Here is a 16,040-nt window from a genome sequence, read left to right on the forward strand (position 1 = left end):
GTTCCGCGTGCCCGGTGGCGCCGGAAAATCAGCTGAGGGCGTCCAGGACGGGTCCTCCGGCGATTCCGAGGCCGAGGGAGATCGCCGCGGCGGTGTACGCGGTCATGCGGGCCGCGCTGTCCCCTGCGGCGGACATCGACGGGCCGCTTCTGGAGACCGCGGGCACGATCCAGCGCAGGTAGTAGAAGAGGGACGCCACGGTGTTGGCGGCGGCCAGGGCGGCGAGCCAGGCGTAGCCGCCGTCGAACGCGGCGCTGAAGGCTTCGAGTTTGCCGAGGAAGACGGCGGTGGGCGGGGTGCCGACGAGGCCCAGGAGGCAGATGACCAGGCTCGCGGCGAGGAGCGGACGCTCCTTGGCCAGTCCCCGGTAGTCCTCCAGAGTGTGGGCGTGGGGGAAGGCGCAGACCACGGCGAAGGCGCCGAGGTTGGTGACGGCGTACGCCGCGAGGTAGTACAGCAGCGCTTGTTGTGCGAGGTCCGCGCGGCCGGCGACGGCCACCGGCATGAGGAGGTAGCCGACCTGGCTGATCGTCGAGTAGGCGAGCAGTCGCTTGACGTCCTGCTGGAAGAACGCGCCGAGGTTGCCGAGGGTCATGGAGGCGGCGGCGAGTACGGCGACGAGCGCGGGCCACGGCAGGGTGCTGTCGGCGAAGACGACGTCGCCGAGGCGGAAGAGCGCGGCGAGTGCGCCGATCTTCGGGATGGTGGTGAGGAGCGCCGCGACCGGCGGGCTGCTGCCCTGCACGGCGTCCGGGACCCAGAAGTGGGCGGGCACGCCTCCGGCCTTGAACAGCACGCCCGCCAGAAGCCCGATCGAGCCGGTGGCGACCAGTGCCTCGGGCGCGTCGCGGAACGCTTCCCCGAGCATGGGGTACCCGGTGCCGCCTCCGGTCGCGTACAGGACCGTGATGCCGGTCAGCATCAGTACGCCCAACAGGGCGCCGACCACGTAGTACTTGAGGGCCGCCTCGGTGCCGGGCCCGTCCTTGCGGAATCCGGCGAGGGTGTAGGCGGGGATGCTCGCCAGCAGGTACCCGGCGGCCAGCAGCAGGAGGTCCTGCGTGCCCGCCATCATCAGCGCGCCAAGTGCCGCCAACTGCACCAGGACGTAGAACTCCGTCTCCCTGGCGTCCCCTTTCAGCGGGCGGAAGGAGACGCCGAGGACGAGGAGCGTGCCGCCGAGGATCACGATCCGGGACGTGTTCGTGACCGGGTCGACGGTGAAGGCCTCGCCGAAGGCGGTCGTGGCGGGCTCCCCGGCGGCCGGCGACGCGGCGACGATCCCCGCCACGCACGCGACGGCCGCCAGCAGACCCACGATCCACTGCCGGACGCGCGGCAGCCAGGAGCCGAGCAGCAGCCCCAGTACGGCGGACGCGGCGAGCAGTACCTCGGGGAGGAGGTCGAGTGGGTTCTCGTTCATCTCGGTCATCGGGCGAGCAGCTCCAGGACGGAGCGGGAGGCGGGCTCGATGACGTCGAGCAGGAAGCGGGGGGCCACGCCGAGGACGACGGCCAGGGCGAGGAGCGGTACGACGGCGAGGCTCTCGTGTGTGCGGATGTCGGGGAACGCGCGGGGCGTGCCCGGTGCGTCGGGCAGGCGCAGCGGGCCGGTGAAGACCTGCCGCAGCGCGCGCAGGAACAGCCCGGCCGTGAGGAGGATGCCGAGCACGGAGAGCGCCGTGGCCAGGGGCTGTGGCCCGAGGCTTCCGGTGAAGATCTGGAACTCGGCGATGAAACCGGAGAACCCCGGCAGGCCGAGCGAGGCGAAGGCCGCGACGCCGGTCATGGCGGCGAACGCGGGCGCCGCCCCGGCGACTCCGGAGTACGAGCCCATGTCGTACGTCCGCCCGCGCTCGTACAGCACCCCTGCCAGCAGGAACAGCGCGCCGGTGAGCAGGCCGTGGCTGACCATCTGCGTCACCGCCCCCGTGACGGCGAGGGAGCGGGCCTGTTCGGAGCTGTCCGCTGTCGCGGCGGCGGCGCCGACGGCCAGGACGATGTAGCCCATGTGGTTGACGGAGGTGTAGGCGACCATCCGTTTGAAGTCGGTCTGCGCGAGGGCGACCAGGGCTCCGTGGAGGACGGACAGGACGCCGACGACGACCAGGACGAGTGCGTAGCGGCGCCAGGCCTCGGGGAGCATCGGCATGGCGATGCGGACGAAACCGTAGGTGCCCATCTTCAGCAGGACCCCGGCCAGGATCGCGGATCCGGCGGCGGGCGCCTCGACGTGGGCCGGTGGCAGCCAGGTGTGGAACGGCACCGTCGGAGTCTTCACCGCCAGGCCGACGACCACGGCCAGCAGCACCAGGGCGGCGTAGGCGGAGCGCCCGGCCAGGGGGTTCTGCTCCGTCAGCTCGACCATGTCGAAGGTGTGCGGAGACGCGGCGAGGTACAGGCCGATGAAGCCGAGCAGCAGGGCGAGCGAACCGATGAAGGTGTAGAGGAAGAACTTCAGCGCGGCACGGGCGGCCTGCTGGTGGCCCCATCCGGCGATGACGAAGTACATCGCCACGATGGACAGGTCGAAGAAGACGAAGAAGAGGATCAGGTCCAGGGCCGCGAACAGACCGAGGCAGGTGGTCTGCAGGAAGAGGAACAGCGCGGCGAACTCGCGGACGCGGCGATCCTCGCGCAGTGAGTACAGCGCGCAGGCGAGGAACAGCAGGCAGGTGAGGGCGAGCAGCGGCAGTGACAGCCCGTCGACACCGACGTGGTAGCCGACCCCCGCGCTCGGAATCCACCGGGTGCGCTGCTCGTACTGCAGGCCGCCGTCGGCGTCGTAGCCGGCCCATACCGCGATGACCAGGGCGAGTTCCAGCGCGGACGTGCCGACCCACACGGCGCGGAAGACCTGTGGTGTCGTACGGCGGGGCAGGGCGAACAGCAGCAGCGCGACGGCCGTGGGAGCGAAGACGAGGGCGGACAGCAAGCGGGTCACCTCACGAGGACGAACACGACGGCGAGGACGGTGAAGGCCGCGACGGCCTGCGCGAGGTACTGGTGCAACTGGCCGGTCTGCGGGCGGCGGGCCCAGCGGCCGAGCGCACGCGTACCGGTGGCGACCACGGTCACCGTGCCGTCGACGGCGCGTTCGACGACGCCGTCCGTCCAGCGGGCGAACCGTACGGAGCCCGCTGCCGTGCCGTCGACGGCACGGTCCAGGACCCGGTCGTCGAACGCCGCAGCGGCGCGCGCCAGCCGCATCACGGGAGCGACCAGGACGATATGAGCGGCACGCTCGAGAAGCAGCCAGTCCGCGACGACCGTCTTCGCCCGTGCGGACCGGGCCGACGGGCGCGTGCGCCAGATCCAGGTGACCACGACTGCCAGCAGCGCGAGGGCACCGGAGATCACGAACTCCCAGGCACGTGGCTCAGGTTGACCGGTCTGCGCCAGGACACGCCCGACGCTGTCACGCACCGGAGGAAAGGCCATCGGCGTCAGCGCCAGGCAGGCCAGGGCCAGCAGGACCAGGGGCACCACGGCACCGCGCGGGACGCCGTGCGCGTCGGGTCGCGGGACGGCGGGTCGCCACACGAACCACAGGGCCTTGGCGCTGTAGACCGCCGACAGCAGGGCGGCTGCCAGTGCGACGGCGTACAACCAGACGCTGGTCTCCAGAGCCCCCGCGAGCAGGACGTCCTTGGCGGCCCACAGCGACAGCGGGGGAATCCCGGCCAAGGAGAGCGCGCCGACGGTGAAGGCCACACCGACTGTCCGGCTGTGGCGCGCGGCGCCGAGCAGTTCGGGGAGCCGTTGGGTGCCCAGCGCGGTCAGCCAGGCCCCGGCGGCCAGGAAGAGCAGGCTCTTCGCCGAGGCGTGGGCGATGAGTTGCAGCGTCCCTCCTGATGCCGCGTCTGTTCCGGCGGCGAGCACCATGAAGCCGATCTGGGCACAGGTCGACGCGGCGAGCAGTTGTTTGAGGTCGGTCTGCGCTGCCGCGACGAACCCGAGGGAGAGCGCGGTGGCGGCGCCCGTCCACGCGACCACGTCGTCGCCCCAGCCGGAGGCGTCCAGAAGCGGTCCGGTCCGCAGGAGCAGGTACGCCCCAGCGACGACCATGGTGGCCGAGTGCAGCAGCGCCGAGACGGGGCTCGGGCCCTGCATGGCCTTCGACAGCCAGAAACTGAAGGGCAGTTGGGCGGACTTGCCGAAGGCGGAGACGATGACGCCCGCGGTGACGAAGGACAGCCACGGGTCGTCGGCGCGCGCCAGTCCGTCGAGCGAGAGCGTTGTGTCCCGGCCACTCGCGAGCGCGGCACCCGCCGCCAGATAGAGACCCAGGTCGGCGGTGCGCGTGGTGAGGAACGCGGTGTCGGCAGCGCGCGTACGCTCCGGATCCCGCCACCAATAGCCGATCAGCGCCCACGAGGTGGCGCCCATGACCTCCCAGCCCATCAGCAGGACCGGGAGGTTGGCGGCCGTGACCGTGACGAGCATGCTTCCGGCGAACAGCAGCATCAGCCCGAAGAAGCGGGCTCGGGCCTCGCTCGTACTGAACTCGGCGGCGCTGAAGAGGAGTACGGCGAGGGTGACCGCCGTGACCGTCACGGCCAGCAGCCCGGACAGCCCGTCCACGGCGAGCCGTACCGGCAGACCGTCGAGGAGTGGTGCCCGCGCTTCCGGCTGCCGAAGAGCCGCCGTGATGGCGAGTGCGGTCGTGGCGCCCGCGACGGCGAGCGCACATACGGGCGCGAAACGGTCGGCCCTGCGTCCCACCGTCAGCAGGAGAACGCCTGAACCGATCGGCAGGGCGACGAGGCTCCACAGCAGGGCACTCATTCCTTCAACTCCGCCGCCATGTCGGTCATGTCGATCTCCCGCGACCGGAACAGGGCGGTCACCACCGCGAAGCCGATCGCCATCTCCAGGGCCATCGCCGTGACCGCGAGGACGATCAGGACCTGGCCCTCGGCCGCCGCCGGAGCGATGTAGTGCCAGGCGGTCGCTGCACCCAGGATGACTCCGCCGAGCATGAGTTCGAGGCCCATCATCAGCATCACGATCGACTGCTGGGTGAGCGCCCCGAACAGCCCGACGCAGAACAGCGCGGCGGCCACCAGCAGGAACAGTTCCAGACTCACCGGCCGACACCGCCTCGTACGGGGTCGTCCGCGCGCCGGGCCCGTAGATCGTCGCCGAGCCGGTCGTACCGTCCTCGCCGGGTGGCCAGCACCACCGTGGCGACGATCGTTGCGAACAGGGCCATGCCCAGCGTCATCATCGTCAGCATCTGCGGCCCCATGAGGGACATGCCGAGTTCCATGGTCGGGTCGGCGGGCGCCTTCCCTCGCCGGGCGGGCCAAGGGGCGAGGAGGATCCCTGCGGAGAGAAGCAGGAAGAGGAGGACGCAGACGACGGCCGCGCCCTTCTTGTTGTGCATCATCGTCATCGGCATGAACCCGGCCGGATTCATCATGTACATCACCATGAAGACCGCCATGATGGCCATCTCGATGGTCATCATCAGCACGATGACGATGCCCAGATAGTCGAGCCCGAGCAGCACCACGAGTCCGCCCACGCACAGCAGCGAGGTGAGCAGGGAGAACGTGGCCCGGGCCATGGAGTCGAAGCGGAACACCATCGCGCCGCTGACGACCGCGAGGACGGCCGGCGCCCAGAAGATCGCGACGTCCATTTACGTACGACACCTCGCTCTCGTCGTCGGCTTCATCGGTTCAGCACCACCACGGCCACGACGAGCGCCTGCACGATGGCCAGCGGGGTCAGCACGACCCAGGCCAGCTCCAGATACCGGTCCATGCGCAGGGTCGGCACCCGGCGCCGGACCCAGACCAGGAAGGCCAGCACGGCTGCTGTCTTGAGCACGGTCCATGCCCAGCCGGGCAGCAACGGCCCGTGTCCGCCGCCGAGGAAGAGCGGCACGCTGAAAGAGGCGGCCACGACCAGCAGCAGCCACCGGCCGCCGAGGAAGAGCACCCGGTCCGCTCCCGACAGTTCGGAGGCCGCGCCACCGGCGATGTCGTGACCGGCGGGCTGGTCGAACGGCCCCCAGAAGGCCATCGCCATGGCGCTGAGCAGATAGATACCGAAAGCTGCCGGCATCCACACCGCGAACCACACTCCGGCCTGGGCCTCGACGACGTCGCCCACGCGCAGCGACTCGGCGCCGAGCGCGGCTGTGGTGATCGCGAGCATGTGCGGCAGTTCGTACGCCAGCCCCTGGGCCAGGAACCGGTACCCGCCGATGAGGGAGAGCGTCGAGTTCGGGCCCCAGCCCGCCAGCCACACCGCGGCCCAGGCCAACGCCTCCATCGCGTTGAACCAGACGATCCCTTCCGGAAGATCGCTGACCGAGCGGAAACCGAGGGGCAGTACGACGGCGGCCAGGACAGCGGCGACGGGGAGGAGAGCTGCCCCGGTCCGGGCCAGCGGTACGTCGGACGCCCGGGTCCGCCGCGGCTGCTGCACCAGCAGCCGCAGCACCTCGCGGCCTGGCTCCGCCGCGCGGACGGCCGCCTCACGCAGCGACCCCCGGCGCCCGTTCCGCGCGCCCGCCGCGAGTGCGGCGTCGAACCCGGCCGTCACCACCGCGACCGCGATCAGGAGAGCGGGCAGGACGAAGATCGCCCACAGCGGAGATCGTTCAGCCATGGGCGACCCCCGGCACCGGAAGCTGCGCGAGCTCGTCGAGGTCCGGGTCCAGGCTCGCGACGATGATCCGTGCGCAGGCGAACTCGGTGCCCTCCAGCAGGCCGGGCAGGGCATTCAGCATGGCCTGCGACGGAGGCACGGGCCCGTCGAGCCGCCCGCGAGGTCCGACTGCTTCGGTCCCGTGGAGAACGTCGCTGTCGTCGCAGGCGACCGCACTCCGCCCGACCGCGTCGAGCCACACGAGCATCCGGCTGTGCGCGTCTCCGTCGGCGACCAGGGCGGGGCCCGTGATTCCCAGGTGATGCGCGTGCTCGGCGGGCAGCGAACCCAGTCCGGCGGTGAGCCGCCGCAGCGTGCGGGACTTCTCGGCCCTTCGGGCCAAGGGACGTACGAGGTCGGAGAGTTCAGCGGCACGGGCCCCGATCAGGGCACGGTCACGTACGTGGCGGGCGCGAGCAGCGAGGTCGGCCCAACCCGACACGGCGAAGAACCTGCCCAGGCTGTCCAGATGTGCCGCACACAGCCTCCGGGCAGCGTCGCCCCGAGTCACCCGCTCGCCCACTCCTGCCCGCAGCCAGGGTTCGTTCCAGAAGGGTGAACACGGCGATGAGGGTGCCGCCGCCTCGACCCTGACCTGTTGGACGACGTCCCCCTGCAGGGACAGGCGCAGCACCAGCCCGGCGGGCCAGTCGAGGAGGGCCGGCCCCAGTGGCACATGCAGCCGGTCGAGCCGCAGCCCGTCCCTGTCCTCGGCGCGATCGGCCATGGGCAGCCCGTCCACGATGCCGCCCATGTCGTGTCCGGCGTGACGGTGATGCCCGCTGTCCATCTCGGGTCCGCCATGTGTGCCATGTGCGCCGTGATCACCATGGGCGTCATGTGCGTCATGTGCGCCGTGTCCGCCGTGTCCGCCGCGATGATTTTCGTGCTCGGCATGCTGAGCCTCTTCACCGTGTTCGTGGTGACTGCCGTGCTCGTCGCTCGAACCGTGGGCCTCCTGCCCACCAAGGCCGTTGTGACCTGCCGAGTTGCTGAGGTCACCGTGGTTGCCGTGTCGCGGATCTCCGTGCGGCGGTTGGTGATGGCGCTTGCCGCTCTGGGCCGCCGCTGATCCTCCGGCGTGCGGCCCCTCTCCGCGACCCCCGTCACGGGCTCCCACCGGACCCGCGGGTTCCCCACTGCGGAGTCCGGCGAGTCCGCGATCGAGGGTCGCGGCGACCTGCTCGGCGTTGGCCAGCGGTACCCAGAACCTGGGAGCCGGGAAGGCGTGCCACAGATGCGCGACCCAGTCGGCCTCCTCGGCGTCGCGATCGCCCACGATCACCAACAGATCCGCCTCCGCGGGCACGGGCACGCAACGCCATCCGCGCCGCGCCAACTCCGCCTCGGCAGCGAGCCGTTCTCGCGTGGCACCGGGACACACGGCCAGCAGAACCCCCGGCCGGGCCATGGCCGTTCGCGTGAGCCTGCGCCTCAGCTCCACCGGAAGGCCCCCTCCCGCCAGGCATATCCGACGCCCGCCAGCAGGATGCCCAGGAAAAGGAACATCTCGACGACCGCGGTCGTGCCCACGGCCGAGACGACCTTCGTCCACGGATACATGAACAGCATCTCCATGTCGAAGGCGAGAAAGACCATCGTGACGGCATACCAGCGAACGTGGAACCGCGAGAGCGGATGCTCCTCCGGTTCGAGCCCTCCGCTGAACGGCCCCGTGCGCAGCGGTTCGCCGACCGTCCTCACCGCGACGGCCAGGGCATGGAGCAGCACGACGGCTCCTACCACCAGCACGAGGAGGATCAGCACCGGCTGCCAGCCCGATGTCCGCACGTGGCCCCCTTCCCGACGCTCGTCGTCACACGGTTACCACGCCTGGCAGCATGTCAGTCCGCCACACACCTGGGTACGTGCGACACCGGGACTGCCGGGCCGGAAACGCGGGCAGCCCCTGCGGAGGACTGTGCAGCCGCGGGGCGCGCGGCAACCGGCGTTGATGGGATACGGGATACGGCGGACTGCCGGTGGAATCAGTGGTGCGGGTCGGGCTCTCTCGGGTGCGGTGTGAGCAGGGCGGCCGCGAGGTCGTCCTTGGTGCTGGCGTCGGCGGGTTGGCGCAGGGTCCAGCGGCGGGGCGGCCCGTCCATGGGGACGACGGCGACGACCGTCTCCAGGTGCGGACAGCCCGGTTCGGTGCGGGCGAGCTGACGGATCATGACAGCGGTGCCGTCGTCGAGGCCCAGCAGGGTGCGCACGGTCTCCTTCAGCTCGCGCAGCCGTGGACTCGGTGCCGCGGGGTTCCTGGCCCGGATCCCAAGGGCATGTCGGCAGTTCTCCTTCGTCCGTGGTGGGCTGGCAGCCGACGCAGACGCCGGTGAGTTCGACGGTGTGCTCCACCGCCGCGAACCCGGAGTCGGCGGCGATCCGGCCGGCCCACGCCTCGACGACCTCCGAGTCCACCGGTCGGCTCTGGCCGCAGGCGCGGCAGATGAGGTAGTGGCGGTGGCAGTCGTCGGGCCGCCACCGGTAAAGGCGTTCACCGGCGCCGGTTCGTGGCCGTCGCGCAGCGGGCCGTCGGTCTCGGTCACCAGGGCCTCGGTGAACCGTAGTTGAACCGTGTGCCGCTGCTCCGTGTTGGTGTGCCACGACTCGGCGAGCTCGGGGTCGGCGGCGGCCGCACCACGTACGACTTCCAGGACGGGTGCCGCGCGTTCCAGGATGCGGCGGGCGCCGGCGGACTGGAGGGTGAGCTCGCCGACCATGCCTTCGGAAGAGGCAGGCGTCCGCGCAGGCGGTACAGGCCTCAGCGCAGGCGATGCGTTCCTCGATGCACCTGGTGAGCTTCTCGCGGTCGACCTCGCCGAGGTCGGCCGGACAGGTGGCGAGCATTTCCTTGACCGGGGTCGTCACGACGGTGCCTCCTTTCGCTGCCGGAGGCCTGAGGCCAGCGGAGTGGGCGGCCGCGTCTCGTCCACTCCCGGCCTCTGACGGTTGACCAAGGTGCGCGACCCGCGGGTCGGTTCGGTGGTCAGTGGTAGGCGTGGACGACGGCGTGGCCCTTGCCGCGGCCGATCATCCACTTGTTGACGGGCGTGGTGACCAGGAAGGCCACCGCGAACCCGCCGAGGAGCGCCGACCAGAACAGTCCGTCGGAGAGGTGGGCGTCCATCGCGCCCGGGGTGAGGGCGATGATGGCGTTGTCGACCAGTTCCATCACGGCGATCGAGACGGTGTCGGCGGCCAGTGCCACCTTGATCGCGGTCTTGAGGTCCAGGCCGGCCCGGCGTACGGCGAACAGCGTGAACGAGTACCCGAACACGAACGCGAGCGTGATCGCGAGGACCATGGTCTGCACGTTGCCCCACAGCAGGGCGGTGCCGATGGCCATGCCGAGTATCTCGCCGATGGCGCACCCGGTCAGGCAGTGCAGGGTCGCCTTCGCCGCCATGGCCCAGGACGTTCCCCCGTGCCCCTGGTGGGTCGTCGCGTGGTCGTCGTGGCCGTGGTGACCCTCGTGGGTGGCGTGGTCGTCGTGGCCGTGGTGACCCTCGTGGGTGGCGTGGTCGTGTGCGGTGCTCGGGTGGTGCGCGCTGTGGTCCATGAGTCTTCATCCCCATTCCTGGCCGTCGTGGCCCTGTCCGAGCCACAGTGAAGGAGGATATACCCCTGGGGGGTATACGCAAGGGGTGTGCAAGGGGTCTTTTCCGTCTGCTTGGCGGCATGGGGGCGCGACGCGTGCGTTCGGGGGCAGTGGCCGATCCCGCTCCGTCGGCCTCTCGCGGGCCGCCTCCAGCCGTACAGCCCGGTCGAGGACCCGCTCGGGCGAGCAGCATGCCGGCCTGCTGGTCGCCGCCGTCTTCACCGGAGCGGTGCTCGGGGTCCTCTGCGCGCCGTCGTGTACGCCGTCCGGCATCGCCGGGATCCGGACGGCGCGCCCTGGCGGCGGTCACCTACGCCGGCGGGCACAGGGTTCACCGGGGTCTGACTGCTTCCCTTCCGGTTGCCCGCCCCGCCGGCGAGACCTCGGGCGGCGCCCATGCGAGGCATGTGCGCCGATCGAGGTCCTCAGCGGCTCAACGGACGATCAGGGTGCCTTTCATGTCCGGGTGGAGGGTGCAGACGAAGGCGTACTCGCCGGCCTCGGCGGGTGCCGTGAACGTCCCGGACTCTCCACCGGCGATGTTCCCGGTGTCGAAGGCGTCGCCGTCGGCGGCCGTGACGGTGTGCGGGGTGGAGTCCTTGTTCGCCACGGTGACCTTCTCGCCCGGCCGCACCTCTGGATCAGCCGGGCTGAACGCGAAGTTCTCCATCGTGATGCGGGGCGCGCCCGCGGACTCGGGTGAAGGGGGCGCGGACGAGGTGGTGGGGCTGGGCGAGACGGCGGGGCTGGGCGAGGTCGGAGAGTCGTCGTCCCCGTTGGCACAGGCGGTCGTGAGCAGCAGGGCGACGACTGCTCCAAGAGCCAGCGGGGCGGCACGCCGGCGGCGATGTGAAGGCGACATCGGATCGGGTCCTTCGTGCGGGCGCCCGGCGGCGGCCTGGGCTGGGAATCACGGAGTCCGAGTCCGAGTCCGCCCGGGCGAATGGATCGCTTGCGTCCATTCTCCGCCTCGGCCGAGTTCCGAGCAGCTTCCGCAGCGGGATGCGCGCGAAGCCGAGTCCGTGGCCAGGAGGTCTACACGGCCATCATCAGCAGCATGGCGGACATGGTCCCGCCCATCCCGATGTGGGCCGCCAGCGCAGCGTCCGGCGCGGCCCCGAGTTTGCGGCGCCGCCCATGGCCCGTCCGCTGTGCCGTCCGGGCCCTCTCCCACGCCGAGATCGTCAGTGACGCCAAGAAGACGAACACGGTGTCCGGCATGGCCAGCAGCCAGCGGCCCACACTGCGTGAGCTCGAACCTCGGCCGCCCCGGCCGGTGCCCCGGACCTTGGCCCACACGGACGCGCCGACCGACAGCAGGAAGTACACGGCGAGGGCCACGACCAGGAATCGCCACACTGAGCTGGACCCCGCGGAGGCGGTGGCGTCGGCCGCGGTATGTGTCATGCCGTGCGTGTCCGCCCCATGCGTGGACTCCGTCCCCTCCATGCCGGTGGTCTCATGCGTGTGTCCCGCGTTCGCCGTGTTCTCCATGCCCGGCATGTGCGCCATGGAGTGCCCGCCGCCCAGGGCGAGCACCGGTCCGGACGACGTGCTCGTCATGGCGAGCGTCATGATCACCATGCCGGCGCTGCCGACGATGAGGTGCACCCAGTGCCGGCCGTGCTGCCATCCGCCCTCGCGCGCGTGCCTGACAGCCATGGCCATGCCTCCGAGTCCGAGGAGGGCGAAGGCCCCTGACCACCACATGCCATGGTCCGCGTACCATGCGACGGTCGCGGGCAGGGCCATGGCGGCCATGCACAGCCCCATCAACAGGTCGCCTCCGGCCGCGAGTCGGGTGACGCCGCTGCTGGTCACCACGCGGACCGCGCTGACGGCGGCCACCAGGGCGGAGACCAGCGCGATGGCCCAACTGAGCGCCATGGTTCCCATCTTCACCTTCCCGATCGTCTGAACGCGGCCCGGACCGTGCTGCCGACGCAGCCTCGCCGCACACAGCGCTCGTGGGCGTCTCCTGGGCTTCAACTGCTAGTGCCCTTAGTACGTTGCGAGGCTGATGGGTGTTCATGGGGCGGTGGGATTTCGTGCCGTGGTCTCCCTGGCACCCGGTCCACGTGATTGACGTTGATCACGCTGTCGGCCCGGGTGGGGCACCAGGTCTGGAGTCCTTCGTTCGGCACGGGCGGGCGATGCCGTCGGGACGACGGAAGCGGCCGAGACGTCCAATCCGCCGCCGTGGTGCACGGCGGCCCGGCCCGCGAACCGGAGGATCACTGTCATGCGTCTGCCGCGCCCGCGACGCGGATGTTCACGGTGGCGGGCGACCGGCTGCGAGGCGCCGGCCCAGGCGCGGTGATGGCGCATCTCGCAGCGTGCTCATGCCGATGCGGCCGTGGCCGGCGTTGGTCATGCCGAATCTGCCCTCGTTCCAGGGTGGCGGTGTGTCAGACTCTTACAGGGCTACTAATATCTTTCGTAGTTGGTCGATCCTTTCGCGCAAGGTGACACCCCGACGGCTGATTCCCTGAGCGGCTCGATGTGTACGGCTCTCCTGGGTCGCGTGGCCGTGGACGGTGCAACAGGAAGCGGTACGCGAGTGCCGGCGCTGTCCATGGCCACGTCTTTCGGCCGGGCGGGCGCGGGATACCCCCGGGGGGTAAGATGCTGGTTCGGTGAGCACGGCACAGGTGGAGCGCATGGAGATTCGTTCAGCTCGGGGCGGCGGCATAGCCGTCCGCTGGGCCTACGGGGTGTTCCTCACCCTGTTCGTCGCGCTGGCCGTGCTCGTTCACCACGAGACGTCCGCCACAGGCGTCCCGCCCATGCCGAGTGCGGCTCATGCCGTCATGCCCAGCACTCCCCATGCCGCTCACGCGATGCCGGATGAGTCGGCACCGGCGGTCCTGGACCACTCCTCGCACAGCGCCGACGGCAACGGCGGATGTTCCTCGCCCGGAACGCAGCATTGCGCGACGGGGAACGTGGCCTCCGTGCAGCTCGCCGTACCCGCCCAGGTCGCGTACGACCCGCTGGTGAACCTGCGTCATGCCCTGGCCGGACACGCACCCGCCGCCACGGTCGGCCGAGTCCCGCCCGACCTCTCCGTCCTCTCGCAACTACGCATATAGGCCGCGCCGGACGGCACGCGATGTGCCGTCCCCCCTCCGCGACCACATCGGCAGTTTCGAGTCAGAGGACACAACCCATGTACAGCATCAACCGTCGTTCCGTCCTGCTCGCCGGGTTGGGGGCCGCCGGTGCCGGCGCGCTCGCCGCCTGCAGCAGCGGTTCCGGTTCCGGCGGCAACGGTCTGGTCGACCCGTCCGGCTCGGCGGTCGCCGCCGTCGAGAAGAAGCGCCCCGGCACCGGTCGGCAACAGAGGCTCACCCTGACCGCAGCGCCCGCCAAGATCGACCTGGGCGGCGGCGTCATGCCCAAGACCTGGGCCTTCGACGGACGCACCCCCGGCAAGGAGGTCCGCCTCTCCGTCGGCGACACCCTGGTGGCTGAACTGTCCAATCAGCTCCCCGACAAGACCGCCACGTCGATCCACTGGCACGGCCTCGCGCTGCGCAACGACATGGACGGTGTGCCGCCCACCACCCAGACCGCCGTCCGGGCCGGCTCCACCTTCACGTACCGGTTCATCGCCGATGCCCCCGGCACCTACTTCTTCCACCCGCACGTCGGCGTCCAGCTCGACCGCGGCCTGTACGCCCCGCTGATCGTCGAGGACCCCAAGGAGACCCTCGCGTACGACGACGAGTGGGTCGTCCTCCTCGACGACTGGGTCGACGGCGTCACCGGCACCCCCGACGAGGTCTTCGCCGAGGCCAGGCAGGGCATGGGTGGTATGGAGGGCCACGGCACGGGAGGGAGCGGCAGCTCCAGCCCCAGCGGCATGGAAGGCCACGACATGGGTGACATGGGCGGGATGGACATGGGCGACTCCGGGTCCCCCTCGGCCTCCGCCTCCTCGTCCGGCGGCATGTCGATGAAGTTCATGCTCATGGGCGCCGAAAGCGAGCTGCTCGGCGGTGACGCCGGCGACGTGAGGTACCCGTACCACCTGATCAACGGCCGGGTGGCGACCGACCCGGACGTCTACACCGGCAAGCCCGGCAAGAAGGTGCGGCTGCGCGTCATCAACGCGGGCGGGGACACCGCGTACCGGGTGGCCCTCGGCGGCCACAAGTTGACCATCACCCACACCGACGGCTTCCCGGTCGAGCACCAGGAGGTGGACGCCCTGCTGGTCGGCATGGGGGAGCGTTACGACGTCCTCGTGACCCTGGGAGACGGGGTCTTCCCGCTCGTCGCCCTGGCCGAGGGCAAGAACGCGAACGGCCTTGCCGTGGTGCGTACGGGTTCGGGGCGCGCGCCGTCCGCGACCGTCCGTCCGAAGGAGCTCGACGGCGTGATCGTGACGGCCTCTCAGCTGCGGGCGACCGACGACGTTCGCCTGAAGTCCGCCAAGACCGATGTCACGCACCAGATCAAGCTGACCGGCGGCATGGCGAAGTACAACTGGGCCATCAACGGCACGCCGTTCGACATGAGCGACCCCGAGGCGAAACCGATCCTCATCGAGGAGGGCCAGCGAGTGCGGCTCGACTTCGTCAACGACACCGGCATGTGGCACCCGATGCACCTGCATGGCCACACGTACCAGCTCGGTGCGGCCGGCCCGCGCAAGGACACCTCGATCGTGCTGCCCAAGAAGAAGTTGTCCGTCTTCTTCGACGCCGACAACCCGGGCCAGTGGATGCTGCACTGCCACAACGCCTACCACGGAGAGGCCGGGATGATGACGAACGTGGCCTACACGGCCTGACCTTCATGGACTTGGGCCAGGGCCCACGGGCGCGGCCACCGCCGCCGTACCGGGACGCCCGGTACGGCGGCGGCCTCTCCGCATCAGGGCGGCCAGTGGCCGTGGCCGTCCCCACTTGAGGGCGTTGAGCCGCCAACTCAACGAAAGCAGAGGCTCGGAGAATCGCCGGGGCCTCCGTCTCGTCGGCGCCACTGGCACAGGCCCTGTTGTGGGGCGGGCTCCCTCGGTCCTCCCTCGGCTGTAGCCGGGCGGATGAGAAGCCGAGAGCCGCCGGTCCTCAGTGACCGGAGTGCCGGGTGTGGTGGCCGTGGTGGTGACCCGTCGGCTGCCTGTCGTCCGGCGCGACGTGCGCGTCGCGCAGCCCGGACAGCGTGACCTTGACGAGCCGGTCCGCCGCCGCCTCGGACGGCAGGGCGGAGGCAGCGGCCAGGGCGTGGAGGCAGTACGTCGCGAGTTCGTCGGGCGGCACATCGCCACGGAAGTCACCGCTCTGCGTGCCCTCGGCCAGCAGGTCCCGGATCATGCCGTGGAGTTGCCGCTGTGCTCGGACGACGCGCTCGTCCCGGTGAAGAAACGCCGGGAGTTCGGTGCCGTGATGCCCGCGGGACCGCCGTGAGATGTGAGCGAACGCCCTCAGGACCGCCTCGAGTTGTTCGCCCGCTCCCTCGGTCTGATCGCGGACCTCGGTGAGTTGTCCCAGGTGTTCGGTGATCTGGCGGTCGTGCCAGGCGAGCAGGATCGCCTCGACGTCCGGGAAGTACTTGTACAGCGTGGCCCGCCCGATGCCTGCCTTCTCGGCGATCTGCGACATCGTCACCGACCGCAGGCCATGCTCGGCGGCCAGCTCCGCGGTGGTGTCCAGGATCGCCTCGTGTACGGCGCGGCGGTGCGCCTCGATCGTCTCGTTCCACAGCTTCGGCACCGGATCAGTGTACGCGGCGACGACATCAATACGCATTGCTTGACACTGTAGACACTGTGT

At 70.5% G+C, this 16,040-nt stretch carries 16 protein-coding genes and 1 pseudogene; 3 read left to right on the top strand and 14 right to left on the bottom strand.

Annotated features, from left to right (window positions below; genetic code table 11):
• Nucleotides 1-28 precede the first annotated feature (28 nt).
• From JIX55_RS35975 to JIX55_RS50990, 7 genes are read right to left on the bottom strand one after another with little or no spacing between them, the layout of a single operon-like run.
• Nucleotides 29-1,432, bottom strand: a complete 1,404-nt coding sequence (locus tag JIX55_RS35975; protein ID WP_257567398.1) for an NADH-quinone oxidoreductase subunit N — start codon at nt 1,430-1,432, stop codon at nt 29-31.
• Nucleotides 1,429-2,934, bottom strand: a complete 1,506-nt coding sequence (locus tag JIX55_RS35980) for a complex I subunit 4 family protein (protein WP_257569596.1) — start codon at nt 2,932-2,934, stop codon at nt 1,429-1,431. The genes JIX55_RS35975 and JIX55_RS35980 overlap by 4 nt, the downstream gene beginning before the upstream one ends.
• A 5-nt stretch (nt 2,935-2,939) precedes the next feature.
• Complete coding sequence (locus tag JIX55_RS35985) at nt 2,940-4,787, bottom strand: NADH-quinone oxidoreductase subunit 5 family protein (RefSeq protein WP_257567399.1); 1,848 nt, start codon at nt 4,785-4,787, stop codon at nt 2,940-2,942.
• The gene (locus tag JIX55_RS35990; RefSeq protein ID WP_257567400.1) at nt 4,784-5,089 is read right to left on the bottom strand and encodes an NADH-quinone oxidoreductase subunit NuoK; all 306 of its coding nucleotides are present in this window, start codon (nt 5,087-5,089) and stop codon (nt 4,784-4,786) included. Before JIX55_RS35990 ends, JIX55_RS35985 begins: the two co-directional genes overlap by 4 nt.
• The gene (locus JIX55_RS35995; RefSeq protein WP_257567401.1) at nt 5,086-5,646 is read right to left on the bottom strand and encodes an NADH-quinone oxidoreductase subunit J; all 561 of its coding nucleotides are present in this window, start codon (nt 5,644-5,646) and stop codon (nt 5,086-5,088) included. The genes JIX55_RS35990 and JIX55_RS35995 overlap by 4 nt, the downstream gene beginning before the upstream one ends.
• Before the next feature lie 32 nt (nt 5,647-5,678).
• Complete coding sequence (locus JIX55_RS36000; protein WP_257567402.1) at nt 5,679-6,623, bottom strand: NADH-quinone oxidoreductase subunit H; 945 nt, start codon at nt 6,621-6,623, stop codon at nt 5,679-5,681.
• Nucleotides 6,616-7,452, bottom strand: a complete 837-nt coding sequence (locus JIX55_RS50990) for a hypothetical protein (protein ID WP_306820066.1) — start codon at nt 7,450-7,452, stop codon at nt 6,616-6,618. The genes JIX55_RS36000 and JIX55_RS50990 overlap by 8 nt, the downstream gene beginning before the upstream one ends.
• Nucleotides 7,453-7,482: 30 nt before the next feature.
• On the opposite strand from JIX55_RS50990, the gene JIX55_RS50995 reads away from it, so the two are divergent.
• Nucleotides 7,483-7,734 (top strand): hypothetical protein, encoded by a 252-nt coding sequence (locus tag JIX55_RS50995; RefSeq protein WP_306820067.1) that lies wholly within the window; start codon nt 7,483-7,485, stop codon nt 7,732-7,734.
• 362 nt (nt 7,735-8,096) lie between these two features.
• Here JIX55_RS50995 and JIX55_RS36010 read toward each other — a convergent pair whose 3' ends face one another.
• The 6 genes and pseudogenes from JIX55_RS36010 to JIX55_RS36035 all read right to left on the bottom strand — a co-directional run bounded on the left by JIX55_RS36010 (nt 8,097) and on the right by JIX55_RS36035 (nt 12,156).
• A complete protein-coding gene (locus tag JIX55_RS36010) occupies nt 8,097-8,453 on the bottom strand; it encodes an NADH-quinone oxidoreductase subunit A (protein WP_257567404.1) in 357 nt (118 codons plus the stop codon).
• Nucleotides 8,454-8,650: 197 nt separating this feature from the next.
• Nucleotides 8,651-9,382 (bottom strand): hypothetical protein, encoded by a 732-nt coding sequence (locus JIX55_RS51000; protein WP_306820147.1) that lies wholly within the window; start codon nt 9,380-9,382, stop codon nt 8,651-8,653.
• Nucleotides 9,365-9,509, bottom strand: a pseudogene (locus JIX55_RS36020) (four-helix bundle copper-binding protein); the annotation flags it as partial. The gene JIX55_RS51000 and the pseudogene JIX55_RS36020, both read right to left, overlap by 18 nt.
• Nucleotides 9,510-9,648: 139 nt before the next feature.
• On the bottom strand, nt 9,649-10,221 hold the full coding sequence (locus JIX55_RS36025) for a DUF4396 domain-containing protein (protein ID WP_257567405.1): 573 nt from the start codon (nt 10,219-10,221) through the stop codon (nt 9,649-9,651).
• Nucleotides 10,222-10,693: 472 nt separating this feature from the next.
• Entirely contained in the window at nt 10,694-11,122 is a 429-nt protein-coding gene (locus JIX55_RS36030) for a cupredoxin domain-containing protein (protein ID WP_257567406.1), read from the bottom strand.
• 173 nt (nt 11,123-11,295) lie between these two features.
• The gene (locus JIX55_RS36035) at nt 11,296-12,156 is read right to left on the bottom strand and encodes a DUF5134 domain-containing protein (protein ID WP_257569597.1); all 861 of its coding nucleotides are present in this window, start codon (nt 12,154-12,156) and stop codon (nt 11,296-11,298) included.
• Nucleotides 12,157-12,920: 764 nt separating this feature from the next.
• Here JIX55_RS36035 and JIX55_RS36040 point away from each other — a divergent pair.
• Nucleotides 12,921-13,352, top strand: a complete 432-nt coding sequence (locus tag JIX55_RS36040; protein WP_257567407.1) for a hypothetical protein — start codon at nt 12,921-12,923, stop codon at nt 13,350-13,352.
• Nucleotides 13,353-13,429: 77 nt separating this feature from the next.
• Nucleotides 13,430-15,058, top strand: coding sequence for a multicopper oxidase family protein (locus JIX55_RS36045; RefSeq protein ID WP_257567408.1), 1,629 nt, complete (start codon nt 13,430-13,432; stop codon nt 15,056-15,058).
• A 277-nt stretch (nt 15,059-15,335) separates the two neighbouring features.
• Here the strand turns inward: JIX55_RS36045 and JIX55_RS36050 are convergent, their stop codons facing one another.
• Nucleotides 15,336-16,016, bottom strand: coding sequence for a TetR/AcrR family transcriptional regulator (locus tag JIX55_RS36050; protein WP_306820068.1), 681 nt, complete (start codon nt 16,014-16,016; stop codon nt 15,336-15,338).
• Nucleotides 16,017-16,040 lie beyond the last annotated feature (24 nt).

Source organism: Streptomyces sp. DSM 40750, from assembly GCF_024612035.1.
Taxonomy (GTDB): domain Bacteria; phylum Actinomycetota; class Actinomycetes; order Streptomycetales; family Streptomycetaceae; genus Streptomyces.